13 protein-coding genes and 1 pseudogene are annotated in these 18,198 nt (G+C 71.1%); all 14 read right to left on the bottom strand.

Translation table 11 applies throughout. From position 1 onward, the window contains the following. Positions 1-12: 12 nt before the first annotated feature. Positions 13-315 (bottom strand): annotated as a pseudogene (locus tag JWP83_RS27655) (laccase domain-containing protein); the annotation flags it as partial. A gap of 85 nt (positions 316-400) precedes the next feature. After that, a complete protein-coding gene (gene ftsZ / locus JWP83_RS27650; RefSeq protein ID WP_297737959.1) occupies positions 401-1,552 on the bottom strand; it encodes a cell division protein FtsZ in 1,152 nt (383 codons plus the stop codon). Between the two features lie 195 nt (positions 1,553-1,747). Further along, positions 1,748-2,683, bottom strand: a complete 936-nt coding sequence (locus JWP83_RS27645; RefSeq protein ID WP_297737957.1) for a cell division protein FtsQ/DivIB — start codon at positions 2,681-2,683, stop codon at positions 1,748-1,750. Then, positions 2,680-4,179 carry a UDP-N-acetylmuramate--L-alanine ligase gene (gene murC, locus JWP83_RS27640; protein ID WP_297737953.1) on the bottom strand — a complete coding sequence of 500 codons (1,500 nt, stop codon included), beginning with the start codon at positions 4,177-4,179 and terminating at the stop codon, positions 2,680-2,682. Before murC ends, JWP83_RS27645 begins: the two co-directional genes overlap by 4 nt. Then, a complete protein-coding gene (gene murG, locus JWP83_RS27635) occupies positions 4,176-5,384 on the bottom strand; it encodes an undecaprenyldiphospho-muramoylpentapeptide beta-N-acetylglucosaminyltransferase (protein ID WP_297737950.1) in 1,209 nt (402 codons plus the stop codon). Before murG ends, murC begins: the two co-directional genes overlap by 4 nt. Further along, a complete protein-coding gene (gene ftsW, locus JWP83_RS27630; protein WP_297737947.1) occupies positions 5,381-7,048 on the bottom strand; it encodes a putative lipid II flippase FtsW in 1,668 nt (555 codons plus the stop codon). The genes murG and ftsW overlap by 4 nt, the downstream gene beginning before the upstream one ends. 6 nt (positions 7,049-7,054) lie before the next feature. Beyond that, on the bottom strand, positions 7,055-8,512 hold the full coding sequence (murD, locus tag JWP83_RS27625) for a UDP-N-acetylmuramoyl-L-alanine--D-glutamate ligase (RefSeq protein WP_297737944.1): 1,458 nt from the start codon (positions 8,510-8,512) through the stop codon (positions 7,055-7,057). Further along, positions 8,512-9,591, bottom strand: coding sequence for a phospho-N-acetylmuramoyl-pentapeptide-transferase (gene mraY, locus JWP83_RS27620; protein WP_297737941.1), 1,080 nt, complete (start codon positions 9,589-9,591; stop codon positions 8,512-8,514). The genes murD and mraY overlap by 1 nt, the downstream gene beginning before the upstream one ends. Then, positions 9,588-11,153 carry a UDP-N-acetylmuramoyl-tripeptide--D-alanyl-D-alanine ligase gene (gene murF / locus JWP83_RS27615; RefSeq protein ID WP_297737938.1) on the bottom strand — a complete coding sequence of 522 codons (1,566 nt, stop codon included), beginning with the start codon at positions 11,151-11,153 and terminating at the stop codon, positions 9,588-9,590. Before murF ends, mraY begins: the two co-directional genes overlap by 4 nt. Continuing rightward, positions 11,150-12,730, bottom strand: coding sequence for a UDP-N-acetylmuramoyl-L-alanyl-D-glutamate--2,6-diaminopimelate ligase (locus JWP83_RS27610; RefSeq protein ID WP_297737935.1), 1,581 nt, complete (start codon positions 12,728-12,730; stop codon positions 11,150-11,152). The genes murF and JWP83_RS27610 overlap by 4 nt, the downstream gene beginning before the upstream one ends. A 491-nt stretch (positions 12,731-13,221) precedes the next feature. After that, positions 13,222-15,225 (bottom strand): penicillin-binding protein 2, encoded by a 2,004-nt coding sequence (locus JWP83_RS27605; protein ID WP_297737932.1) that lies wholly within the window; start codon positions 15,223-15,225, stop codon positions 13,222-13,224. Further along, entirely contained in the window at positions 15,222-16,451 is a 1,230-nt protein-coding gene (locus JWP83_RS27600; protein WP_297737929.1) for a hypothetical protein, read from the bottom strand. Before JWP83_RS27600 ends, JWP83_RS27605 begins: the two co-directional genes overlap by 4 nt. Next, positions 16,448-17,623: a 16S rRNA (cytosine(1402)-N(4))-methyltransferase RsmH gene (gene rsmH, locus JWP83_RS27595; protein WP_297737926.1), complete on the bottom strand. Its 1,176-nt coding sequence runs from the start codon at positions 17,621-17,623 to the stop codon at positions 16,448-16,450. Before rsmH ends, JWP83_RS27600 begins: the two co-directional genes overlap by 4 nt. Next, entirely contained in the window at positions 17,598-18,029 is a 432-nt protein-coding gene (gene mraZ, locus JWP83_RS27590; protein ID WP_293320627.1) for a division/cell wall cluster transcriptional repressor MraZ, read from the bottom strand. The genes rsmH and mraZ overlap by 26 nt, the downstream gene beginning before the upstream one ends. Between the last annotated feature and the right edge of the window lie 169 nt (positions 18,030-18,198).

The following is an 18,198-nucleotide window of genomic DNA, read 5'->3' as shown; positions in this document are numbered from 1 at the left end:
CACCGGCACTCAGTCGGCGGACACCACCGCCAGCGCAAATCGCGGCGTGCCGGTGACCAACGCGTCGGCGCCCACCCTGCCGCCGACGGCGGCGCTCCGCGGCGCGTCGACCACCTCGACCCGATCGCCGTGCACCTGGTTCATCCACACCACCCGGTCGGCGCCAAGGCCGATGGCGGCGCCCAGCCGGGACCGGTTGGCGGCCACCGCCGCCGGGTCGTCGCCGACGTGGTCGCCCAGGTTGAAGGTGTCGAACGGCGGCGCCGAGACACCGCCGGCGCGGGTGGTGCTCACCCGCCGGATGCGAACGCTCACGTGACAAGTATCAGAAAACCGCGGAAAGCACGGCCGGCCGGGCCGCCCCGAAGCCGACCGGGGCTCCTCTGTCACCCGCACGGCGTCAGCGGCGCATGAACGGCGGCACATCGACGTCATCGTCGTCGCCGCCAATACTCAAGGTCGCGCCGTTGGTGTGCACCGGCACGCTGACCGCGTCGACGGGCTCGAACAGCGTCGAGGTGAGCTTGCCGGCCTTCGCCGACTCGATCCGGTGCGCGCCGGCTTTCTCCCCGGCGCTGCCCCCGATGACCGGCTTGCGGCCCGGTCCGCTGGCCTCGAAGCCCGCCGCGATGACGGTGACGCGCACCTCGTCGCCCAGCGAGTCGTCGATGACGGTGCCGAAGATGATGTTGGCGTCCTGGTGGGCGGCGTCCTGCACCAGCGAGGCCGCCTCGTTGATCTCGAACAGGCCCAGGTCGCTGCCGCCGGCGATCGACATCAGCACGCCCTGGGCGCCCTCCATCGACGCCTCCAGCAGCGGCGAGTTGATCGCGATCTCGGCGGCCTTGAGCGACCGGCCCTCGCCGCGCGCCGAGCCGATGCCCATCAACGCGGTGCCGGCGCCGGACATGATGCCCTTGACGTCGGCGAAGTCGACGTTGATCAGGCCCGGCGTGGTGATCAGGTCGGTGATGCCCTGCACGCCGTTGAGCAGCACCTCGTCGGCGCTGCGGAACGCGTCCATCAGCGATACCGCGGCGTCGCCCATCTGCAGCAGCCGGTCGTTGGGGATCACGATGAGGGTGTCGCAACTCTCCCGCAGCGAGGCGATGCCGGTTTCGGCCTGATTGCCGCGCCGTTTGCCCTCGAAGGAGAACGGCCGGGTGACCACGCCGACGGTCAACGCGCCCAGCTTGCGGGCGATGCTGGCCACGACGGGTGCCCCGCCCGTGCCGGTCCCGCCGCCTTCGCCGGCGGTGACGAACACCATGTCCGCGCCGCGCAGCAGTTCTTCGATCTCGTCTTTGGCATCGTCGGCGGCCCTGCGCCCGACCTCCGGGTCGGCGCCGGCGCCCAGTCCGCGAGTGGAGTCGCGGCCGACGTCGAGCTTGACATCGGCGTCGCTCATCAACAGCGCCTGCGCGTCGGTGTTGATGGCGATGAACTCCACGCCCTTGAGGCCCTGCTCGATCATCCGGTTGACGGCGTTGACGCCGCCGCCACCGATACCCACAACCTTGATGACGGCCAAGTAATTGTGCGGGGGGGTCATCATTCTTCTTCCTCCCTGGTGGGACTCGGTGTGTCCGCTTGGCAAACCCTCAACCTCAACCATAGGCTTAGAGTTATGTCAAGTAGTTCCGCGCAAACAGAACGGTATGGGTCTGACGGGCGCTAATCCCGCAGGCGCGCCGACGCGCGGCACGCAAATTTTTGTGGCGTTACTTTTCGCGCGCGAGCTGCGCGGCTACTTCACGGTCGGCAGATCGGGGCTGGACACGTCGTAGGTCCGCCCGGGCTGCGTCAACAGCGCGGCCAGCTTCTCGGCCTTCTCCTCGGTGCGGTCGGTGGTCCCCCAGATCACCACCCGCCCGTCGTTGAGCGTCAGCGTGATCGAGGCGACCGACGGGGCCGCAATCCGCCCCACCTGGCCCGCCACCTCGGGGCGCAGCGCGATCAGCACCTGCAGCGCGGCCTTGGTCGCCGGGTCGCCGGGTCCGGGGTCGGCGACATCGATGTAGGGCAACGCCGGAGGCGGCGGCGCGGTCGCGAAGTCGACGCCATCGCGGTCGAACAGGTGTGGACCGTCCGGAAAATCCTTCACTACCAACGGAACCCGCTCGACGATGGTGATGCGCAGGGCCGACGGATATTGCCGCTGCACGCGCGCGCTGGCCACCCGCCGAATCGCCGCCACCCGCTCGGCGACCTGGTTGGTGTTGATCTGCAGGAGCGGCGTTCCCGGCCGCACCCGCGCAGCATCCAGGACCTCCTCGCGCGTCACCGTTCCGGTGCCGGTGACGACGATGTCGCGCGCCGACATCGCGGGGGTGAAATACAGCACCAGCCCGAGCCCGACCCCGACGACGGCCACCACCACGCTGACGAGCAGCATTTTCAGGCCTCGGACGACGCCGCGGGCGGGGCTTTTGGGTGGGCTGACGATATGCCCGCCGGCCTGGCGTTTGGCCTCGCGGCGGGCGTCCTCGATGGCTCGGGCGCGCGCCTGCGCGGCGCGGCGCTCGGCCCGTTCACGGCGGGCCCGTCGGCGTGGCCCTTCGAATTCGGCCTGATCCTCCTGCGCCGGACAGTCCTGCGCCGCCACCACGAGCGGTTCGGTGATCACGCTGTCGGAGGAGTCGGCCCCCGGATCGGCCGGGGCAGCCTCGTTCGGCTCGGTCATCGTGGGATCCCCGGCCTGCCCGGCGCGCTGCGGTTGGCGCGCACCCGCAGCGCGGTCACGATTTCCGGACCCAGCAGGGTCACGTCGCCCGCACCCATCGTGACGACGACGTCGCCGGGACCGGCGGCCGCGGCGACCTCCTCGGCGACCGCGGAGAAATCCGGGAGGTAGCGCACCGGCACGCTGACGTGCTCGGCGACGCTGGCCCCGCTGACGCCGGTGAGCGGTTGTTCGCGTGCGCCGTAGACGTCGAGGACGAACACCTCGTCGGCGGCGTCGAGCGCGCGACCGAATTCGGCGGCGAAAGCCTTTGTACGCGAATACAAGTGGGGCTGAAACACCACGATGCAACGGCCACCGAGACCGCTGCCGCTCTGCTCGAGGACCGTGCGAACCGCCGCCAGGGTGGCGCCGATCTCCGTGGGATGGTGGGCGTAGTCGTCGAACACCCGAACCGATTCCTGGCCAGTTCCCGAGGTCCCGACCAGTTCGAACCGCCGTCGCACGCCCTCGAATCCGGCCAGCCCGTCGAGCACATCGTCGGCCGAGGCACCGATCTCGGTCGCCGCCAGCAACGCGCCCAGCGCATTGAGCGCCATGTGCCGTCCGGGCACCGACAGCCGCATCACGCGCGGATGCTCTTCTGGGACCGGTTCCGAGGCCAGCTGGATGTGCGCGACCGCCTCGGTGCCCTGCTGCTCCCAGGACACCAGCCTGGCCGCCAACGGTTCGCCCGGCCGGTCGGCGGAGCCATAGCGCAGCACCCGGATTCCCAGTGCGGCGGTGCGTTCGGCCAGCGCCGCCGCCCCCGGGTCATCGGTGCACACGACGAGCGCTCCCCCGGGGGCAAGCCGCTCCACGAACGCGTCGAACACGCCGACGTACGCGTCGGCGCTGCCGTAGAAGTCCAGGTGATCGGTTTCGACGTTGGTGACCAGCGCGACGTCGGGCGTGTATTCCAGCAGCGAGCCGTCGCTTTCGTCGGCCTCGGCGACGAAACAGTCGCCGCTGCCGTGGTGGGCGTTGGTGCCGGCCTCGCCGAGTTCCCCACCGACCGCGAACGACGGGTCGCGCCCGCAGTGCTGCAGGGCCACGATCAGCATCGACGTCGTCGTCGTCTTGCCGTGCGTGCCGGTCACCATCAGCGTGGTGCGCCCGGCCATGAGCTTGGCCAGCACGGCCGGCCGCAACAGCACGGGAATGCCGCGCCGGCGCGCCTCGACGAGCTCGGGATTCGTCTTCGGGATCGCCGCGTGGGTGGTGATGACCGCCGTGAGGCCGCCGGGCAACAGGTCCAGCGACGACGCGTCGTGGCCGACGCGGATCTCCGCGCCCCGGGCCCGCAGGGCGTGCAAGCCGCGCGACTCCTTGGCGTCGGACCCGGAAACCAGCCCGCCCCGGTCCAGCAGGATGCGGGCGATCCCCGACATGCCGGCTCCCCCGATGCCCACCATGTGCACGCGGCGCAGCTCGGGCGGCAGTTGCTCGGCACTCACCGTCGTCTCCGGGATGCCAATCGGGCGATGTCCAGCGCCGCCTGGGCCACTTGGCGCGCGGCATCCGGGTGTCCCACCCGCGCGGCGGCCGTCGTCATCGCCGCCAACCGCGGCGGGTCGGTGAGCAGCGCGGCCACCTCGCGGGCGACCACGGCCGGCGTCAGGGCGGCGTCGGCGACGACTATGCCGCCCCCGGCGTTGACCACCGGCAACGCGTTGAGCCGCTGCTCTCCGTTGCCGATCGGCAGCGGCACGTAGATGGCCGGCAGGCCGACGGCCGAGACTTCGGCGACCGTCATCGCCCCGGACCGGCAGATGACCAGATCGGCGGCGGCGTAGGCCAGGTCCATCCGGTCCAGGTAGGGCACCGCCACGTACGGCGGGTCGCCCGGCTGGGGCGCGCGCAGCTCGAGGGTGTTCTTGGGTCCGTGCGCGTGCAGCACGGCCACTCCCGCCGCGGCGAGGCCGGCGGCGGCGCCGGAGACGGCCCGGTTGAGGGAGACCGCGCCCTGCGAGCCGCCGAACACCAGCAGCACCCGCGCGTCGTCGGCGAAGCCGAAGTGCCTGCGCGCCTCGGCGCGCAACGCCGTGCGGTCGAGCGCGGTGATGGCGGCCCGGACCGGTACCCCGACCACCTCGGCGCGCGGCAGGCCGCAATCCGGCACCGCCGACAGCACCCGTGCGGCGCTGCGGGCGCCCACGCGGTTGGCCAGCCCGGCGCGCGCGTTGGCTTCGTGGATCACCACCGGGACGCGGCGCCTGCGACCGAACACGCCCGGCATGCCGCGGGCGGCGAGGTACGCGGGCACCGCCACATACCCGCCGAAACCGATCACCACGTCGGCATCGACGGCGTCGAGCACCGCGCGAGCCTCCCGGACGGCGCGCCACACCCGCGGCGGCAGCCGTGCCAGGTCACCGCTGGGCTTTCGCGGCAGCGGGACCGGCGTGATCAGCTCGAGGTGATAGCCCCGCTCGGGCACCAACCGGGTCTCGAGCCCGCGTCGGGTGCCCAACGCGGTGATCCTGACCCGCGGATCCAGGGCGCTGAGCGCGTCGGCGACGGCCATGGCGGGCTCCACATGGCCGGCCGTCCCCCCGCCGGCGAGCACCACCGACAACGAATCAAGAGCCGATGATGCGGCACCGGCGGGCGAGGGGCTTGCCCCCAGCCCGCCGGCCGGCTGTTTGATCGTGCCGTTCACCCGTAACGCTGACCTTCCATTGCGCGAGCCCGCCGTGTCGGACGCTGGCCGGCGTACCGCTGGCCAGATCCATGATGCCCTCCCCGCGCGCGGGCGTTGCCCCCAGACTGGCGGGCCGACCGGGCAGCCTTTCGGCCGGCGGCGGGCCGCAGCGGCGTGTCCGGTTTGCGGGGCGCCTTCCGCGGTGGCGCCTTGGGGCCCTTCCCGGCCGCTGATGGGCCCACCTGCTTGCGATCGCGGAACGCCTCGATGCGGCTGGGCACGTACGGCTGGGGCGGCGGCAGCCGCAGCAGCCGGTTCACCTTGTCTTCGCGCCCGGCCCGCAGCGCGGCCACCGCCTCCGGTTCGTGCCGGGCCGCGTTGGTCATGATCCCGATCATGAAAAGCGTTGCGGCCGTGGATGTTCCGCCGGCAGAGATGAGCGGCAGCTGCAGGCCGGTCACCGGCAGTACGCCGATCACGTAGCCGATGTTGATGAACGCCTGCCCGAGGATCCACATGGTCGTGGTGGCGGTCAGCAGCCGCAGGAACGGGTCGGCCGAGCGGCGCGCGATCCGCATCCCGGTGTAGGCGAACAGCCCGAAGAGCGCCAGCAGCCCGAACGCGCCGACGAAGCCCAGTTCCTCGCCGATGATCGCGAAGATGAAGTCGTTGTGGGCGTTGGGCAGGTAGTTCCACTTGGCGGTGCCCTGGCCGAGGCCGTCACCGAAGATGCCGCCGTGGGCGAGCGCGAACTTGGCCTGCCGGGCCTGGTAGCCGGTGTCCTGGGGGTCGTTCTCGGGGTTGATCCAGGACCGCACCCGGTCGGAGCGGTATCCCGCGGACATCGCCAGGATCGCGCCTGCGACGAAGACCGCCACCAGCGAGGTGACGAAGACGCGCAGCGGCAGCCCGGCGTACCACAGCAGGGCCAGCAGGATGATGCCCAGCGACACCGTCTGTCCCAGGTCGGGTTGGGCCACGATCAGCGCCAGCGCGATGACCGCGGCCGGGACCAGCGGGATCAGCATCTCGCGCAACGACGCCCGCTCCATTCGCCGGGCCGCCAGCAGGTGCGCACCCCAGATGGCGAACGCGATCTTTGCCAACTCGGAGGGCTGCATCGAGAAGCCCGCGATCACGAACCACTTACGCGAGCCGTTGGCCAGGTTGCCGATGCCGGGAACGAGCACCAGCACCAGCAAGATGATGGTGACGAGGTAGCCGGTGAACGCGACGCGCCGGATGAACCGCACCGACACGCGCATCGCGAGGTAGGCCGCGACCAGCCCGATGACCGTCCACAGGACCTGCTTGCCGAAGATCACCCACGCCGACCCGTCGGCGCCGTAGGAGCGCACGCCCGACGCGGACAGCACCATGATCAGACCGAGCGTCGTCAGCAGCCCGGTGACGGCGATGATCAGGTGAAACGACGTCATGGGTCGGCCCAGCCAGGCCCCGAACCGGCCGCGCAGGCCGGCCGGCAGGCCCGGGACCCTGGCTTTTGCAGCTTTTGCGCCCGCCGGGGCCTTGCCCTCCGAGGGGTCGGCAGTTTCGAAAGCGTCCGTCGCGGCGTCGGCGTTCCTGGCGTCCGACGCCTCGGCCGCCTCGTCCAGATCGGGCATGGCGGTCTCTGTGCTTCCTTTGCCCCGGCGCAGCCGCCGGGTCAGTGCGTTACCCACGCCCGCCTACCGGATCGCCGCGCGCACGGCGGCGGCGAACGCGTCGCCGCGGGCGGCGTAGCCGGCGAACTGGTCGAACGACGCGCCGGCCGGTGCCAGCAGCACCGTGTCGCCGGGCTTCGCGAGGTCTCGGGCCGCGGCCACCGCCGCGGTCATGACGCGAGCACCGAGGTCGCCGTCCGACTGTCTCACTTCTGTCACATCAGTACCAGAAACCACAGCAGTCGCATCCATATCAGCATCCTCGCCTGTCACAACCTGGACGACGGGGACATCCGGCGCGTGTCGCGATAACGCCTCTGCAACCTCCGCGCGATCCCGCCCGATGAGCACCGCGCCGACCAGCCGGGACGCGATCCTGGCGACCTCGGCGTCGACGGATGCGCCCTTCAGCAAACCGCCGGCCAGCCACACCACGCGCGGATAGGCGAGCGCCGAGGCCTCGGCGGCGTGCGGGTTGGTGGCCTTGGAGTCGTCGACGTAGGTGATCCCGTCGGCAACGGCCACGACTTCGGCCCGATGCCGGCCCACCCGGAATGTTGTGATGGCGGCCCCGATCGCTTCGGCGGACACGCCGACGCTGCGGGCCAGGGCCGCCGCGGCCAGGGCGTCGAGCACCCCGACCGGGCCGGGCACCGGTATCGATTCGGCCGGCAAGAGCGCCAGGTCGTCGGCGAAGGCGCGGTCGACCAGCAGCCCGTCGCGCACGCCCAGTTCACCCGCGGCAGGCGCACCGACCCGGAAGCCGACCCGGACCGGCGCGGCCGCGGTGTCCAGCAACGCCGCGGCCCGGCTGTCGTCCAGCCCGACCACCGCCACCCGGCCACCCAGCACCCTGGCCTTCGCCGCGATGTATTCCGCCATCGTGGAATGCCAGTCCAGGTGGTCCTCGGCGATGTTGAGGACGACGCCCGCCTCGGGCCGCAGGGAGGGCGCCCGGTGCAGCTGGAAGCTGGACAGCTCGACGGCCAGCAGGTCGGCCGGTTGATCCAGCACGTCGAGCACCGGGCTGCCGATGTTGCCGCACAGCACGCTGCTTTTCCCCCCGGCGACCAGCATGGCGTGCAGCATCGACGTCGTCGTGGTCTTGCCGTTCGTCCCGGTGACCACCAACCAGCGCCGCGGCGGCCCGTAGTGGCCCGCCGCGTCGAGCCGCCAGGCCAGTTCCACGTCACCCCAGATGGGCACGCCCGCCGCCGCGGCGGCGGCCAGCAGCGGCGTGGACGGCGAGAAGCCGGGACTGGTGACCACCAGGGCGTAGTCGGAGACCCGCCGCGCGGCCGTCGACGTCGTCGCGGTCGCCACCCCGCTGTCGGCGTACCGGCCCAGCGTGGCCGGGTCGTCGTCGCACAGGGTCGCTGCCGCACCGAATCGGATCAGGGCCGCCAGCACCGCCTTGCCGGTCACGCCGCCGCCGGCCACCAGCACGGGCGCGCCCGCCATCAAAGGGTCGAGTCCGCTCATCAGGCGCCGATCGTGGCCAGCCACTCACCGTAGAACAGGGCCACGCCCAGGCCGCAGGTGATCGCGGTGAGCAGCCAGAAGCGGATGATCACCGTGGTTTCGGCCCAGCCGACCAGTTCGAAATGGTGGTGGAAGGGCGCCATCCGGAACACCCGGCGCCCGGTGGTGCGAAAGGCCACGATCTGCAGCACAACGGAGGTGACTTCCGCGACGAACAGCGAACCCAGCACGACGGCCAGGATCTCGGTGCGGCTGGTGACCGAGAGGCCCGCGATGATGCCGCCCAGGGCCAGCGAGCCGGTGTCGCCCATGAAGATCTTGGCCGGCGCGGCATTCCACCACAGAAAGCCGATGCAGGCTCCGGCGGTGGCGGCCGCGATGAGCGCCAGGTCCAGCGGATCGCGCACGTTGTAACAGCCCAGCCCCGGCGCGGTGACGCACGCGTTGCGGTACTGCCAGAAGGTGATCAACACGTAGGCGGCGGTGACCATCGCCATGCAACCGGCGGCCAGCCCGTCGAGGCCGTCGGTGAAATTGACCGCGTTGGACCAGGCGCTGACGACGACCACGCAAAACAGCACGAACAGCCCGGGAGCCAGTGTGACAGTGGCGATTTCACGCACGTAGGACAGGTTCGCGCTGGCCGGGGTCAGGCCGTTGGCGTTGCGGAACTGCAGAACCAGCACCCCGAACAGCACCGCGGCGACGAGCTGGCCGACCGTCTTGGCCGTCTTGTTCAGCCCGAGGTTGCGCGCCCTGCGGATCTTGATCAGGTCGTCGAGGAACCCGACGGCGCCCAGCACGGTGGCCAGTCCCAGCACCAGCAGACCCGACGCGGAAATGCCCTCGCCGTCGAACGCCAGTCCCGCCAGGTGGGTGCCCAGGTAACCCGCCCAGATGCCGGCCAGGATCGCCACACCGCCCATCGACGGCGTGCCGCGTTTCGTGTGGTGGGTCGGCGGGCCGTCCTCGCGGATCTGGTGCCCGAACCCCTGCTTGGTGAACAGCCGGATCAGCGCCGGGGTCAGCAGGATGGACACGGTCAGCGCGATGGCGACCGCGATGAGGATCTGTCTCACGGGCGCGCCCCACTGTCGGAGTCGGCTGGGCCCTCCGCGGCCATTTTCTCGGCAAGCGCCCCGAGGCCGGCGGCGTTGGACGCCTTGACCAGGATCACGTCGCCGGGCCGCAGCTCCGCGCGCAACAAGGCCAGGGCGGCGTCGCCGTCGGGCACGCTGACGGCCCCTCTATCTCCGGAAGCGCCCCATGAGCCCTCCATGACGGCCCCGTGGTGCATGGCGCTCATCGACCTCCCGGTTCCCACGACAACGAGTCGAGACACATCTAAGCGCACCGCGAGCCGGCCGATGCGATCGTGCTCGGTTATCGCGTCCTCGCCGAGCTCGGCCATCTCGCCCAGCACCGCCCAGCTGCGCCGGGGGCTCGAGCCGCGCTGGGCCCCGCCGTGGGCGATCCAGGCCAACGCCTGCAGCCCGGCCCGCATCGAGTCGGGGTTGGCGTTGTACGCGTCATCGATCACCGTGACGCCGTCGGCGCGGGTGGTCACCTGCATGCGATGGCGCGACACCGGCCCCGCCCCGGCCAGCGCGGCCGCCACCTGGTCGACGCCGGCGCCGCATTGCAGCGCGACCGCGCCGGCGCACAGCGCGTTGGTGACCTGATGGTCGCCGAAAACGCTGAGCCGCACGTCGGCTTGAACGGGACCGCGCACGTCCATCGCGTGCAGGGTAAAGCGCGGCCGGGCCAGTTCGTCCAGCGACACTCCATCGGCCCACACGTCTGGGTTTTCTCCGCCCCCAGAGTCGGTACGGCTGACCCGGACCACCCGGGCCGTGGCGACCCCGGCCATCGCCGCCACGGCCGGGTCGTCGACGTTGAGGATGACGATGCCGGATGACGGAACAGCTTGTGGCAGTTCGGCTTTGGTTCGTGCGATGGCTTCCCGGGAGCCGAATTCGCCCAGGTGGGCGGTGCCGACGTTGAGGACCACACCGATCGCCGGCGGTGCGATCTCGGCCAGTGCGGCGATGTTGCCGGGATGGCGTGCCGACATCTCGAGAATTAGGTAGTCGGTGCGCCGCGTCGCGCGCAGCACCGTCCACGGGTGGCCCAGCTCGTTGTTGAAGGAACCGGGCGGGGCCACCACCTCACCGAGGGGCGCGAGCACGGCGGCCACCAGATCCTTGGTCGAGGTCTTTCCCGACGAGCCGGTGATCCCGATGATCCTCAGCCCGCCCGCCACCAGTTCGGCCGCCACCGCCTTGGCCAGCGTGGCCAGCGCGGCCAGGACCGCCGCGCCGGAGCCGTCGGCGTCGTGCTCGAGCACCCCGGCCAGCCCGCTCCCGGCCGGGCGCGCTCGGGGCTCGACCACTACGGCGGGGACCCCGACCGGCCGCGCCGCGAGCACGGCGACCGCGCCGGCCGCTATCGCCGAGCCCGCGTGGTCGTGGCCGTCGGAGCGGGCTCCCGGCAGGGCCAGGAACAGCCCGCCCGGGCCGACGGCCCGCGAGTCGAACTCGACGGTGCCTGTGACGCGCAGTTCCGCGGCGGCCTCGGGAGTGATGTCGGCCAGTGTGCCGCCGACGATTTCGGCGATTTGGGCGACGGTCAGGTCGATCACCGCGGAGTCCTTAGCGCCTTCAATGCGCGAGCCAGCTCCACCCGGTCGTCGAACGGGCGGATCTCCCCCGCCCCCCGCTGCCCGGTCTCGTGGCCTTTGCCCGCGACCAGCACCACGTCCCCGGGGCCGGCCCAGGCCACCGCGTGTTCGATCGCGGCCCGGCGGTCGGCGATCTCGACGAGCTGGACCCGACCACCGCCCGCGGCGGCCCCGGCCAGGATCTCGCGCCGGATGGCCGCGGGATCCTCACCGCGCGGGTTGTCGTCGGTGACGACGACCAAATCGGCCAGCTCGGCGGCGATCCCGCCCATCGGCGCGCGCTTGCCGGGGTCTCGCTCACCACCGGCGCCGAATACCACCGCCAGCCGGCGCCCCGGACGCGCCAGGGCGGTCAGCACCGCCCGCAACGCGCCCGGCTTGTGGGCGTAGTCGACCAGCGCGAGGAAACCCTGGCCGCGGTCGATCTCTTCCAGCCGCCCGGGGACGCGGGTTCGCAGTATCCCCGGCGTGGCCTGCTCCGGGGATATCCCCACCGCGTCCAGAATCGCCAGCGCGACAAGGGCATTGGCGACGTTGTAGTGGCCCGGTAGCCGGATGCCGATCCGGTGGTGCACGCCGGCGGGGTCCACGACGGTGAACTCTTGTCCCCCCGCGCCCATCGGCGCCACGTCCACAGCGCGCCAGTCGGCGGGTTCGCCGGTGGCGCTGACGGTGATCGCATCACCGGCTCGGGCGGCCATCGCGCGCCCGGCGTCGTCGTCGATGCACACGATGGCTGCCCGCGCGCGCAGCGGCGAATCGGGGTCGAACAGCGCCGCCTTGGCCTCGAAGTAGTCGGCCATGGTGGGGTGGAAGTCGAGGTGGTCGCGGGACAGGTTGGTGAAGGCGCCCACCGCGAATCCGGTGCCGTCCACCCGGCCCAGGGCCAACGCGTGGCTGGACACCTCCATGACCACGGTGTCCACTCCGCGTTCGGCCATCGCCGCGAGCATCGCCTGTAGCGCGGGAGCCTCCGGAGTGGTCAGCGCGCTGGGGATGTCGGCGCCGTCGATGCGGATGCCGATGGTGCCGATGAGTCCGGCCGTGCGCCCGCCGGCGCGCAGACCGGACTCGACCAGATAGGTCGTGGTGGTCTTGCCCGACGTCCCGGTGATCCCGATGACCGTGATCTTCTCGGACGGCTTCCCGTACACCGTGGCGGCCAAGCCGCCGAGCACGGCGCGCGGCGCGGGGTGCACCAGGGTGGGCACGGTCGCGGCGGTGTCGCCCATCTCGGCGACCCCGGCGGCGTCGGTGAGCACCGCGACGGCACCCCCCTCGATCGCATCGCCGGCATACCGGGCGCCGTGCGTCGTCGAGCCGGGCAGCGCGGCGAACAGGTCACCGGGCAGCACGTCCTGAGCGCGCAGCGTCACGCCCGTGACCGGCACGTCGGGCACGGCCACGCCGTCGGCCATCACCGCGCCGACCTGGGCCGCCAGCTCGGGTACCCGGACTCCCGAGCCGGCGCTGGGGCGCAAACCAGAGGACGACGAGACCACCTGTCGTTCACACCTCCGTCCACGCGTGATCCTCATGATCGGCCATGACACCCTACCGAGGAGTGCCGGCCAACGAGGTGGGCTCGTCCGTTGAGTGTGCCTTGAGGGCTTTCAGTGTGCGCTGAGGGCGTTCAGTGTGAGCTGAGGGCGTTCAGTGTGAGCTGAGGGCGCACTGTGTGTGCTGAGGGCGTTCAGTGTGAGCCGAGGGCGCAGATTTCGGCGATTTTCGACCCTAGATGCACTCTCAAAGCCGCTGGCGCACACTCAAAGGACGCCCCAGGGAGCAAGTCGCGTCGGGTGTGTGCTGAGGGCGTTTTGTGTGTGCTGACGGCGCAGATTTCGGCGATTTTTGGTCCTAGACGCACTCTCAAGGCCCCCAGCGCACACGGAAAGGCCCGCCCGGGAGCACGTCGTCTCGAGTGTGTTGAAGGCTTTCAGAGTGCGCTGTCGGCGTGATACGGGCTTCCGCCCCGAGCGCACGCCCAACGCCGTCACCGCACAATCAACGCCCAGCCGCAGTCGCGGCCTTACGTGGCCTGCAGCGTCAGCGGCGGTCCCGGATCCGGTGACAGCGGCACGTTCTCGCGCTGCATCAGCCAGCCCGCGATGTTGTGGAACAGCGGGGCCGCCGAGTGCCCGGGCGTGCCGTCGGCGTTGCGCTGCGGGTTGTCCATCATGATGCCGATGACGTAGCGGGGATTGTCGACGGTGGCCATGCCGGCGAAGGTGATCCAGTAGACGTCGTCGAAGTAGCAGCCGCAGCCGGGGTTGATCTGCTGGGCGGTGCCCGTCTTGCCGGCTATCTGATAGCCGGACACCGCGGCCGCCGGCCCGGTGCCCTGCTGGTAGCCCATCGGGTCACGCTGCACGACGGCGCGCAGCATGCCTCGCACGGTCTGCGCGGTCTGCGGTGACACCACCCGGACGCCCTCCGGGTGCGGTTCTTCGGTCCGGGTCCCGTCGGGCGCGATGGTGGCCTTGATGATCCGCGGCGGTACCCGCAGCCCGTCGTTGGCGATGGTCTGGTACATGTCGGTCATCTGCAGCAGGGTCATCGAAAGCCCTTGGCCGATGGGAAGGTTCGAGAAGGTGCTGCCCGACCACTGGTCGATGGGCGGCACCAGCCCGGCGCTCTCACCGGGCAGCCCGACGTTGGTGCGCTGCCCGAGCCCGAACTTGCGGACCATGTCAGAGAAGCGTTCCGGGCCGACGCGCTGCGCCAGCATCAGGGTGCCGACGTTCGACGACTTCCCGAATACGCCGGTGGTGGTGTACGGCATCACGCCGTGATCCCAGGCGTCATGAATGCCGACGCCGCCCATCTGGATCGAGCCGGGGACGTGCAACACCTCGTCGGGATTGGACAGGCCGTATTCGATGACCGAGGACGCGGTGATCACCTTGTTCACGGATCCCGGCTCGAAGGGCGAGGACACCGCCAGGTTGCCCAGTTGCCGGTCGCCCTGACGCCCGATGTCCTGGGACGGGTCGAAGGTATTGTCGTTGGCCATGGCCAGCACCTCGCCGGTCTTGGAATCCAGCACGACGGCCGAAACATTGCGCGCCCCGGACAAATCCTTTGCCTGCTGGACCTGTTGCTGGACGTAGAACTGGATGTCGTCGTCGAGGGTCAGCTGCACGGTCGAGCCGTTGACCGCCCGGTGCCGGTTTCGGTAGCTGCCGGGGATGACGACGCCGTCGGATCCGCGGTCATAGGTGACCGAGCCGTCGGTTCCCGACAGCGCGGAATCCAGGGAATCCTCCAGCCCGAGCAGCCCGTGGCCGTCCCAATCGATGCCGCCGACGATGTTGGCCGCCAGCGATCCGCCCGGATACTGGCGCAGATCCTGGCGTTCGGAGCCGACCTCGGGAAACTTCTCCGAGATCGCGCCGGCGACGGCGGGGTCCACGGCGCGCGCCAGGTAGACGAAATTGTCGTTGCTTTTCAGCTTCTTCAGCACGCTCTGAAAGTCCGGCTTGTTGTTCAGCCGGGTGGAGACCTCCTTGGCGATGTCCCGCAACCGCTCCTGCGGATCGGGGGCGGCGGAGTTCCTCTTTTTCGCCTCCTCCAATTGCTGCTGGATCCGCTTGGGCTGGAACGTCAGCGCGCGCGACTCGATGGTGAACGCCAGTTGTTCGTTGTTGCGGTCCACGATGCTGCCGCGGACCGCCTTTTCGACGTCGGTGACCTTGAGTTGTCCGGCCGCCTGGGCGCGCAGCTTCGGGGCGTTGGTGACCTGCAGGGCGAACAGCTGCGCCGCCGCCACCGCCATCAGCACCAGGATCACCGCGTTGCCGGCCCGGTGCCGGAGGACGAACGACGCGCCGCGCGACCCCACGTCCACGATCTGGCGGGTGCGCCGCTCGCGTGCCGAGTGACCGACCGCCATCGCTTCGGCCGGGCGGGTTCGCTTGGCTTTTTTTAGCTTCTTCGGTTGCCGGATGCCCTTGGGGTCCTGGGGTTTACGGGGACCGCGCGTCGATCGCACCGACTGCGACCGGTGCGTCCGCCCGGCTTCGCCGCGGCTCATCGGGGGGCATCCGGCGTCGCAGCGGTGAGGGGCCCGAACTGTTCGCCGTTAGCCGGCACGGCCGGCTGCGGCGGCGTGGCCCCGGGGAGGACGGGGACCCCGGCTTGGGGAGCTTGCGGGGCTTGGGCCGCCGTCCCCGGCCGCACCGGGACCGGCACCTCCGCAGGCAGCGGCGCGGGAGCGGACACCGTGGCGGGAGCCGGGATCGGCCGCCCGCCCATGGGAATTGGGACTTCGGCGGGCACGGGGGCCTGCGCAGATCCCGCCGGAGTCGGCAGTCCCGGCGTGGGCGGCACGCCCTGGAAGTGCCCGGTGGCCGGGCCGCCGGGCATCCCCGGCAGCGGGGCCAGGGCCTGCGAAGGGACCTGCGCGGGCAGGTGCTGGCCGCCCACGGTCGACGAGCCATCCGGGGCGCGCAACAACGCCTCCGGTCCGGGCCTGGCCGCAGCGGGTGGGCCACCGGCGCCGGGTTCGACCCGAACAGGGACCTCCGGCGGAGGCGCCGGTGGTCTCGGGGGCGCCGGCGGAGCCGCGTCGGGAAGCTTGGCGTTCAGCGGCGGCGGCGGCACGCCGTCGGCCGGCTTCGGGCTGCCGACGACCACCCAGTTACCGATCGGATCCTGGACCAGGTGTGCGGTGTCGCGCGTCGGGATCATGCCCTGCTTGCGGGCCGCTTCGGCCAGCGCCGGCGCGGACTCCGCCTCGCGCACATCGCGTTCCAGCGACTCCTTCTGCTGCTGCAACATGCGGTTCTTCTCGCGGGCGTGGCTCAACTGATAGGAACGCTCGGCGGAGGCGGTGGACAACCACAGCGTCAGGCCCAGCCCCAGACCGAGAGCACCGATGATCAGCACGACGAAGGGGACCTTGCTCGCCAGGGTCCGCGGCCGCAGGTCAATCGACGCCAGCCGGGTGGCCAGCCGCTCGGTCAGACGGGGCCGGACGACCTTGGGCGCCTTGGCTTTCCGCGCCTTGGCCCGCGCCTTGGCCTGGCTCGCATTTTTGGGCCGGCCCGACCGCTCGACCGGCCGGGCGATCGGGCTGGTTTGCGGCCCGGAGTTGTGCGACCGGCTCTCACGGGTGTCGCCCGGGGTGGTCCCGGGCCGCGTGCGGCGCGACGACGCCGAGTCGGCCGCGGCGCGCCTGCCCTTGCGGGCCGAGCCGTCGCGTCCGCCCCGACGGTCACCGCCGCCGCGGCGCTTGGGCGTCTCGCGCTTTACCTTCATGAGTCGCCTTTCCCGCTAGCCTGCGGTGATTCCACGGTCGGCCCCAGCCGTTGCAGCGCCCGTAATCGCACTGCGGCGCTGCGGGGATTGCGTTCGACCTCGGCCACGTCCGCGCGTTCCGCGCCGCGCGTCAACGCCCCGAATCGCGGCTCGTGGCCGGGAAGCTCGAAAGGAAGATCCACCGGCGTCCGCGACGCGACCGCGTCGGCGAACGCGCGCTTGACGATCCGGTCCTCCAGCGATTGGTAGGCCATCACCACGATGCGCCCGCCGCCCGTCAACGCATCCAGGGCGGCGGGAAGGGCGTTGCGCAGCGAGGTCAGCTCGTCGTTGACGGCGATCCGCAGAGCCTGGAAGGTGCGCTTGGCCGGATGCCCGCCGGTGCGCCGCGCGGGCGCCGGAATCGCTTGGTACAGCAGCTCTACCAACTCCGCGGTCGAGGTGAACGGGGCGCGGGCGCGCCGGCGAACGATCTGCGCGGCGATGCGGCGGGCGAACCGCTCCTCGCCGTAGCGGTGCAGGATGTCCGCCAGCGCGGCCTGGTCGTAGGTGTTGAGGATGTCGGCAGCGGTCAGCGGCGACGCCGGGTCCATCCGCATGTCCAGCGGCGCGTCCTGGGCATAGGCGAAACCCCGTTCGGCGCGGTCCAGCTGCATGGAGGACACGCCGAGGTCGAAGAGCATTCCGTCGACCGATTCGGCTGCGGCATAGCCGCATTCGGCCAGCGCCTCGCCGAGGCCGTCGTACCGCGTGCGCACCATGGTGACCCGGTCGGCGAACCGGGCCAGTCGATCCCGCGCGATGTCCAGAGCGCCGGGATCGCGGTCGAGTCCGATCAACCGCAGGCCGGGCAGCTCGGTGAGGAACCGCTCCGCGTGACCACCCGCGCCGAGCGTGGCGTCGACGAGGACCGCTCCGGTCCCGTCGGCGTGGCGGCGCGTCAGGGCGGGGGTGAGCAGCTCGACGCAGCGGTGCAGCAGGACGGGCACATGCCCGAAATCAGGTGAATTCTCAGCCACCGCAACGCCTCCCCGGACGGCGCGGGCCGCCCTTGCACCCGGGTCCCTGTCCGAAGGTACGAACCTGGCGTTGGGGAAGTACGCCAGGGTCGGTTCGGGCAGAGGCCACGATGCACGGGCATGCGCCTCAGATAATGTCGCCGAGTGCTTCATCGCTGGCCGCGGAGAAGTTCTCTTCGTGGGTCTGCTGATAGTCGTGCCAGGCCTGCGCATCCCAGATCTCGAGGTAGTCGACCGCCCCGATCACCACGCAGTCCTTGGACAGGTTCGCGTAACGGCGGTGGTCGGCCGACAACGTGATGCGGCCCTGCGCGTCGGGATGCTGCTCGTCGGTGCCGGCGGCGAGATTGCGCAGGAAAGCTCGGGCTTCGGGGTTGCTGCGCGACGTCTTGCTGGCCCGGCGCGCCAGCTGCTCGAATTCCGCCCGCGGGTAGACGGCGAGGCTGTGGTCTTGGCTCTTGGTGACCATCAACCCCCCTGCCAGAGCGTCGCGAAATTTGGCGGGCAACGTCAGCCGCCCTTTGTCATCGAGTTTGGGCGTGTAGGTGCCGAGAAACACCAGCTCACCTCCCGTGGAGACCCAGCTCTCGCCTCACCCAAACGCTTCGGCCACCATACCCCACGATCCCCCACTTCACCCCATTATTGGGGTGTCGTCGCCGAGTTTTCCCGGGTGTCCGCCACCAAGCACGGTCCCGGTGTCGTTTGATGGCCCGCCACCTCCGGGC

Origin of the sequence: Mycobacterium sp., assembly GCF_025965855.1 — a bacterium.
In the GTDB taxonomy this organism is placed as follows: Bacteria; Actinomycetota; Actinomycetes; order Mycobacteriales; family Mycobacteriaceae; genus Mycobacterium.
This window is presented reverse-complemented; position numbering and strand designations above follow the sequence as displayed.